General features: G+C 72.7%; 8 protein-coding genes and 1 tRNA gene. 6 read left to right on the forward strand and 3 right to left on the reverse strand.

What is annotated here, in order from left to right:
* From HW578_RS23045 to HW578_RS23055, 3 genes are all read right to left on the reverse strand, one after another.
* Window positions 1-660: YeeE/YedE thiosulfate transporter family protein (locus HW578_RS23045; RefSeq protein ID WP_198373054.1), on the reverse strand; the 660-nt coding region annotated here is incomplete at its 3' end.
* A gap of 10 nt (window positions 661-670) precedes the next feature.
* Window positions 671-1,228 carry a demethoxyubiquinone hydroxylase family protein gene (locus HW578_RS23050; RefSeq protein WP_198373055.1) on the reverse strand — a complete coding sequence of 186 codons (558 nt, stop codon included), beginning with the start codon at window positions 1,226-1,228 and terminating at the stop codon, window positions 671-673.
* Window positions 1,225-1,704, reverse strand: coding sequence for a disulfide bond formation protein B (locus HW578_RS23055; RefSeq protein WP_198373056.1), 480 nt, complete (start codon window positions 1,702-1,704; stop codon window positions 1,225-1,227). The genes HW578_RS23050 and HW578_RS23055 overlap by 4 nt, the downstream gene beginning before the upstream one ends.
* Before the next feature lie 237 nt (window positions 1,705-1,941).
* On the opposite strand from HW578_RS23055, the gene HW578_RS23060 reads away from it, so the two are divergent.
* From HW578_RS23060 to HW578_RS23085, 6 genes are all read left to right on the forward strand, one after another.
* Window positions 1,942-2,568: a glutathione S-transferase family protein gene (locus HW578_RS23060; protein WP_198373057.1), complete on the forward strand. Its 627-nt coding sequence runs from the start codon at window positions 1,942-1,944 to the stop codon at window positions 2,566-2,568.
* Window positions 2,569-2,584: 16 nt separating this feature from the next.
* Complete coding sequence (locus tag HW578_RS23065; protein ID WP_198373058.1) at window positions 2,585-2,983, forward strand: cupin domain-containing protein; 399 nt, start codon at window positions 2,585-2,587, stop codon at window positions 2,981-2,983.
* A 55-nt stretch (window positions 2,984-3,038) separates the two neighbouring features.
* Window positions 3,039-3,121, forward strand: a tRNA-Leu gene (locus tag HW578_RS23070).
* A gap of 107 nt (window positions 3,122-3,228) precedes the next feature.
* Window positions 3,229-3,510, forward strand: a complete 282-nt coding sequence (locus HW578_RS23075; RefSeq protein ID WP_188965576.1) for an acyl carrier protein — start codon at window positions 3,229-3,231, stop codon at window positions 3,508-3,510.
* A gap of 11 nt (window positions 3,511-3,521) precedes the next feature.
* On the forward strand, window positions 3,522-3,968 hold the full coding sequence (locus HW578_RS23080) for a 3-hydroxyacyl-ACP dehydratase FabZ family protein (RefSeq protein ID WP_198373059.1): 447 nt from the start codon (window positions 3,522-3,524) through the stop codon (window positions 3,966-3,968).
* The coding region (locus tag HW578_RS23085) for a beta-ketoacyl-ACP synthase (protein ID WP_198373060.1) at window positions 3,965-4,765 on the forward strand (801 nt) is incomplete at its 3' end. The genes HW578_RS23080 and HW578_RS23085, both read left to right, overlap by 4 nt.

Below are 4,765 nucleotides of genomic sequence, written 5' to 3' on the forward strand. Positions count from 1 at the left end.
GCCGCCGCGCCAGGGCAGCGGCTCCGCGGCGCCATGGCGGCGCCGTTCGGCCAGCCAGGCGGCGAGGCCGGCGGCGCCCAGCAGGGCGAGGCTCAGCGCCACCGCCCCCCACAGCCCAACCAGGCCGGGCAGCGTCACCGCCGGAAGTGCCGGCAGGTCGGACCAGGCCTCCGCCTGCCAGGCGGCCAGCGTCGCGCCGGCCACGAAGAAGGCCAGGGTCAGCAGCATCCGCGGGCTGCCCCCGCCTGCCGTGTAGAGCGTGCCCGACCCGCAGCCGCCGCCGAGCTGCATGCCCATCCCGAACAGGAAGGCGCCGACCACCACCGCGAGGCCGAGCGGAAAGACGATGCCGCGCACCGGCGCACCGGCCAGGCTGCCGGTCTCGATCGCCGGCAGCATCAGCGCGACCAGCATCGCCAGCATCGCCAGCTGCGCCCGGAAGGCCGCGCTGCGGCGCCGGGCCAGCAGGGCGCGGAAGCCGCCGGCGAAGGAGAAGGTCGCGTGGTAGAGCGCGACGCCCAGCGCCGCGCCCACCCCCCACAGCGCCGCCTGGCGCCAGCCGAAGCCCGCGCCGAGCCACGCCGCGCCACCTGCCAGCAGCAGGGCGGCAGCCAGCGCAGGCCAGGGCATCGCCCCGGCGCGAGCCGTGGTGGCGCTCATCGCCGCCGTGTCAGACGCGTTCGCTGAGGCGGATCGCCACCTTGCAGCCGGCCTTGATGGCGGCACTCAGCAGGCGATAGGCCGGCGCCTGCTCGGCCTCGTTCTCCAGGCCGATGTCGCGGTGTTCCAGCTCCTCGGCGCGGAACTGGGCGATATGGGCCTTGAGCTCGGCCTCGTCCTCGCCCAGCGCCTCCTCCTGCGCGCGGTAGTGCTCGTCGATCGCTTCCTCGACCGCGACGGTGCAGGCCATCGCGCCCCGATGGCCGAGCAGCGCGGTGGCGGCGCCGAGCGCGAAGCCCGCCACGTGCCAGATCGGCAGCAGCGCGGTGGGGCGCACGCGGCGCTGGCCGATGAGGCGGGAGAAGGTGTCGAGGTGCACCTGCTCCTGCGCCTGCATGTGCTCGATCATCGGGCCGTACTTGCTGCGGCCGAGCACCGCCAGCTGGCCCTGGTAGATGCGCTTGGCGCCGTATTCGCCTGCATGGTCCACCCGGATGGCACGCTCGACATAGTCGCGTGGGGTGGGGTCGCCGGGCAGGCGGGTCTCGCCGGTGGTGCGGGTGGTCATGCGCTTCGTCCTCTGCGGGCCAGGGTCAGGGCAAGCAGCCCGAGCCCCACGCCATAGATGAGGTTCATCGCCGCCATGGAAAGCGGCAGGCCGGGGACCAAGAAGGTAGGCGCGTCGCAGGGCTTCGTGGGGGCCGCGGCGAGGCTGCGCATCATGTCGTCGATCGACAGCGCGGCGCCCGCGGTGGGCGCGGCGCAGCCCGGCAGCGGGGAGGGCCACCAGCCCTGCTCGACGCCGACATGGAAGCCACCGATCGCCGCCGAGGCGAAGGCCGCGAGACCGGCGGCGGAGAGCAGCAGCACGCGCCCTCGCCCCGGCAGCACCACCGCGGCCGCCGCGAGCGCCGCCGCCACCCAGTAGGGCCAGCGCTGCCACAGGCAGAGCGCGCAGGGGGCGAGGCCCCACCAGGTCTCGCTGCCCATCGCGAAAAGCGGCGCGCCGGCGGCCAGGAGGAGGATGAGGAGGGCGGAGGCCATGGCAGGGGATGTCGCGCGTCGCGCCCTGGCGCGCAACAGCCGGCGATGCCCCGGCACGCAACACCCGCGCCGCGGGGCGGAATGCCCCAGTCGGTGCCATGGCGGCGCGGACGCCACGCAACAGCGCAGCGCGCAAGGGGGCGTGTCGCGATGGCGCGCGCCACTGCGGCGCACCACCCCGCTGGACCGCCGCCCGCCCCGCGCCTAGCCTCTCCCGGACACTGCGGGAGGGGCGTGATGCGCAAGCTCTGGGGCCGGGCGAGTTCGTCCAACGTCATGAAGGTGCTCTGGACGCTCGAGGAACTTGGCCTGGACTACGAGCGCATCGATGCGGGCGGCGCCTTCGGCCGCACGCGCGAGCCCGAATACCGCGCCATGAACCCGATGGGCCTGGTGCCGACCCTTCAGGAGGAGGATGGCTGGGCGCTGTGGGAGAGCAACGCCATCGCCCGCTACCTGTGCAACGCGTACGCCCCGGGCGGGACGCTCTATCCCGACGCGCCGCGCGCGCGCGCCGAGGTCGAGACCTGGATGGACTGGGCGCTCGGCCATGTCACGGCGCCGATGGTCACGATCTTCTTCACCCATGTACGAATCCCCGAGCCGGACCGCGACTGGAAGGCCGAAGCCAAGGCGCGCGAGGATGCCGGCCGGCTGTGGAAGATCCTGGATGCCAGGCTGGAGGGCCGGCGCTTCCTGTGCGGCGAGGCGCTGACGCTGGCCGACATCGCGCTCGGCTGCTGGGTGCATCGTTGGCACGTGTTGCCGATCGCGCGGCCCGATCTGCCGAACCTGGCCCGCTACTACGAGGCGCTGAAGACGCGGCCCGGCTTCACGCGCCACGTCGCCCTGCCGCTGGCATAGGACAAGGGAGGACAGCATGACCCGCACCACCACGAGCCACGCCGCCGAGGCCGAGTTCAAGCGCGGCCTTCGCGCCTTCTTCGAATACCGCGACCTCGGCATCAAGGAGGCCACGGGCGGCGCCTTCGGGGCGCATGTGATCCGCGGCATCCCCGGCGCGCACGCCACCGGCGCCTGGCACACCCACGACCTGCCCTTCCAGATGTTCTTCGTGCTCAAGGGCTGGGTGAGGTTCGAATACGAGGATATCGGCGAGAAGACCTTTCACGCCGGGGATTGCTGCTACCAGCCGCGGCTGGTGAAGCACCGCGAGATCGCCCATTCCGAGGATGTCGAGATCCTCGAGATCACCGGCCCGGCGGAATTCGAGACGCGCGAAGTGCCCGCGCCGGAGCGGGCGGCGGCGGCGGAATAGGCCGTCTGGACCGGCGCGGCCGGCCCGGTTAGGGATGGGAGCGGCCCAGGCCTGGGCCCCTGTGGCGGAACGGTAGACGCAGGCGACTCAAAATCGCTCGCCCGCAAGGGTGTGGGAGTTCGAATCTCCCCGGGGGCATGGCCGGGGGCGTCGCCGCGCCCCTATGCTTGCCTTCCGGCGCCTTTCGCGCCAAAGACGCCCCCCAACCCGCACCCCCACCCCGGATTCCCCACGGAGGGCCACCCATGGCCTCGTCCTTCGACCGCATCGCCGACATCATCGCCGAGAACAGCGAGGTCGAGCGCGACAAGATCCTGCCCGACAGCCATGTCATCAACGACCTGGGCATCGACAGCCTCGACTTCCTCGACATCGTCTTCGCCATCGACAAGGCCTTCGGCATCAAGGTCCCGGTCGAGGCCTGGACGCAGGAAGTGAACGCCGGCACGGCGCCGGCCGAGCAGTACTTCGTGATGAAGAACCTGGCCGCCCGCATCGACGAGCTGGTCGCCGCCAAGGGCGGCTGAGACCCGGCGACGTGCGCCTCGAATACTTCCAGATGATCGACCGCGTGGCCGCGCTGGAGGGCGAGGCCATCGTGGTCGAGAGCACCATCCCCGAGGCCTCCCCGGTCTTCGAGGGGCATTTCCCCGGCTATCCGCTGATGCCGGGCGTGCTTCTGGTGGAGACCATGGCGCAGGCCTCCGGCTGGCTGCTGCTCAAGCTCATGGCGTTCGAGCGCATGCCCTTCCTGATGGGGGTGAAGGAGGCGAAGTTCCGCTCCTTCATCGGGCCCGGCACGCCGGTCACGGTGCATGCGCAGCGCCTGCATGACGGGTCGGGCTATGCCGTGACCAAGGCGCGGATCGAGGCCGGCGGCAAGCGCATCTGCGACGCGGAACTGACCCTTCGCATCATGGATTTCCCCGCCCCGGAACTCGCTGCGGCGATGCGGGCGCGCGGGCAGGAGCTCGGCCTCGCATGACGCGGCAGGATGTGGTGATCACGGGCATCGGCCTGGTCTCCTCGCTGGGCGAGGGGCCGGAGGCGCATTGGCAGGTGCTGTCGCAGCCCGGCGCGAAGCCGGTGCTGGATGAGGCGGCCTTCGCGCCCTATGCCGTGCACCCGCTGCCGGCCATGAGCTTCGACGCGCAGATCCCGAAGAAGGGCGACCAGCGCCAGATGGAGCCCTGGCAGCGCCTGGGCACCTATGCCGCGGGGCTCGCCATCGACCAGGCCGGCGCGCGCGGGCTGGTGGCGGACATGCACCTGGTGGTCGCCGCCGGCGGGGGCGAGCGCGACATCGCGGTGGACGAGGCCGTGGCAGGCGCGCTGTGCGCCATGCCGGCCGCCGAGGCCGGGCCGATCCTGAACGAGAGGCTGGCCACCGACCTGCGGCCGACCCTGTTCCTGGCGCAGCTGTCGAACCTGCTGGCCGGCAACATCTCGATCGTCCACGGCGTGACCGGATCCTCGCGCACCTTCATGGGCGAGGAGGCGGCGGCGGCGGACGCGGTGCGGATCGCCGCGGCGCGGCTCGCCGAGGGGCGCGGGGGGATCGCGCTGGTGGGCGGCGCCTACGTGTCGCAGCGCTGGGACCTGGTGTTGCTGTATGGCGCGGGCGGTGCGGTGTGGCGCGGGCCTTTCGCGCCGGTCTCGGCGCGCGGCGGCGCGGGCGGCTTCGTCGGCGGGGCGCTCGGCGCCTTCCTGGTGCTGGAGACGGCGGACCATGCCGCGGCGCGCGGCGCCGTGCCGCTGGCGCGCATTGCCGGTGTCGCGACG

Source organism: Roseomonas rosulenta (genome assembly GCF_016106005.1).
Classification (GTDB): domain Bacteria; phylum Pseudomonadota; class Alphaproteobacteria; order Acetobacterales; family Acetobacteraceae; genus Neoroseomonas; species Neoroseomonas rosulenta.